This window comes from Moorena sp. SIO4A1 (assembly GCF_010672065.1).
GTDB lineage: Bacteria > Cyanobacteriota > Cyanobacteriia > Cyanobacteriales > Coleofasciculaceae > Moorena.
Genome location: NZ_JAAHHX010000348.1, coordinates 1 through 2,153, shown reverse-complemented (window position 1 = coordinate 2,153; position 2,153 = coordinate 1). Strand labels below are relative to the sequence as shown.

At 36.8% G+C, this 2,153-nt stretch carries 2 protein-coding genes; both read left to right on the top strand.

The window, feature by feature from the left end; all coding sequences use genetic code 11:
• On the top strand, positions 1-504 hold a 504-nt coding region (locus F6K53_RS38085), incomplete at its 5' end, for a universal stress protein (protein WP_293084921.1).
• 210 nt (positions 505-714) lie between these two features.
• Positions 715-1,824, top strand: a complete 1,110-nt coding sequence (locus F6K53_RS38080; RefSeq protein WP_075898256.1) for a cyclic nucleotide-binding domain-containing protein — start codon at positions 715-717, stop codon at positions 1,822-1,824.
• Positions 1,825-2,153: the final 329 nt, after the last annotated feature.

Genomic DNA, 2,153 nt, shown 5'->3' with positions numbered 1-2,153 from the left:
TCGATTTTGATTACCGCACCCCTAGGGGCTTGGGCAATTCCCACCTTTGCCCCTAAACTCTTATCCCAAGACCCTGTAGACCCCACCAAAGTAACCGTTGCCTCTCATACTCTCCTACTAGCCGCTGTCGATACCTCTAGTTTAGCCACCCACGTATTAACTAAAGTAGCAGATTTAGCAAGACGAAGTAATGGGGAAGTTATTGTTTTACATGTGATCACCACATCAAATCAGCCAGAAGTCAAGCAGTTACAGAACCAAACCAAACGCTTGCTCTTGGATATTCGGCATCAGTTTATTACCGTAACCGGTTCGATTCCCAAAGAAATTGTTCGCATAGCCCAAGAGCATCAAGTAACAGATATAGTGATCGGAAAACGGGGACATCAACCCTGGCAGCAAGTCCTGGTCGGTTCCGTATCTCAGGCAGTGTTAGAAACCAGTCCAATTCCAGTAATTTTGGTTGAAGAAGTGGAACGAACCTCTGAAGCTTCCCACCACTAAAGCAATCGCTCTTAAAATAAACCCCAAACCGTTATAATGTCAGTGGTAATACGCAAGTAAAGAGCAAAATATATCACAGTCATAATTCTTTAAATTATGGCTTTGCCATCTGTATCATTTTTTGATACTTTAAAAAAAAACAGCGACTAAGTCGTTGATTTGATTTGTTGATTTGATTTATTGTTACCCTCAAATGGGCAGTATTAATCCATGTTAGAGAAGTTTGATATTTTAGGATACCTGAACGAAGATCAGTTAAAAGAGGTAGAGAAGATTGGAGAAATTAAAAAATACTCTCAGGAAGAGTTGATTGTCAAAGAAGGAGAATATAGTAGTGAAATTTACTTTATTATCTCAGGAGCCGTTGATTTATTGAAAGTTGAAACCCGTACTAATACAAATATTAAATTTGGAGAAATCCTAGCCGGGGAAACTTTCGGAGAAATGTCATTCTTCGATGAAGGACCTAGAACTTGCTCTGTAATAGCACAACCGAATACTGAAGTTTATATCTTATCTAGAACCCAGCTGCTTGAGAATGTCGATGACGCTCAAGAAATCATCAAGATTATAGATGAAGCAATAACTTATGACGTCAGTAAGCGTCTACGATATTGGACTACTCAATATACAGCTAATCTCCAAGAACAAATCGACCAGCTAAAAGAACGCAATAATTTTGGCTTGTTTTTCGTAATCATATTCGTGATGTCGCTGATCGCAATACTGATTAATTCATGTTTGGATGATTTTTTCCCAAATTTTCTGAATCTTTATTCAGTGGCGTTTATTTGGATACATCTTGTAGTAATAGTCATTCCTGCTTTAATTACCTTGACAAAGTTTAATATTTCTTTAGATCAAGTAGGAGTGACAAAAATAAATTTTAAAAAATCTGTTTTAGATGGCTTGATAATCAGTGGATTAGGAATTATATTAATAGGGTTAATAGCCTTTGGAATAGATCTAATTACGACCGGAAATCAATTAACATCAAAAATATTAAAATTTCCGATATCTTTAGTATCTGTGATGTCATTCACTTATTTTATACACTCTTATATACAAGAGTTTGTCCGAGCTACTGTGCAAACAGCTTTGCAACGATTTCTCCTAGATGAAAAAGGTTACTTTTCTGTTTTTATTGCAGCAATTTTATTTGGAATGTTTCACGTTAGCCTAGGAACTCAAGCGATACTAGTTACATTGGTTGCTGGGGAAATATTTGGTCTAATTTACCTACGTAGTTACAATTTGATAGGGGTATCATTAGTCCATTACCTTCTTGGCTATCTATTTATATATATAAGTTTAATTTGAGATGTTAAACTAGCTTCAAGTCTTATTTAAACAGGCTGCTTGGTTCATAAATAAAATCGAAATGCTATCAGGTGCTAGGCTTTAAGGACTAAAACCTAACACCTAAAAGCTAACACCTAAAAGCTAACATCTTGCCCTAATCATAAAAACTAAATTGAAAGGGTATTAGTACCGCTCCCAATAAGGCTGAAAACCTCGCCGTTTTAGAATATCTACCTCCAGCCGCAGGATGCGATTATCGAGCTTAGGATTAGCTGTCCCTGTAGACTCTTTCTCTTCAAAGTTGAGTCCTTCAAACCGTTGGAGGGCTGTAAACGGAAAGTCTTGTA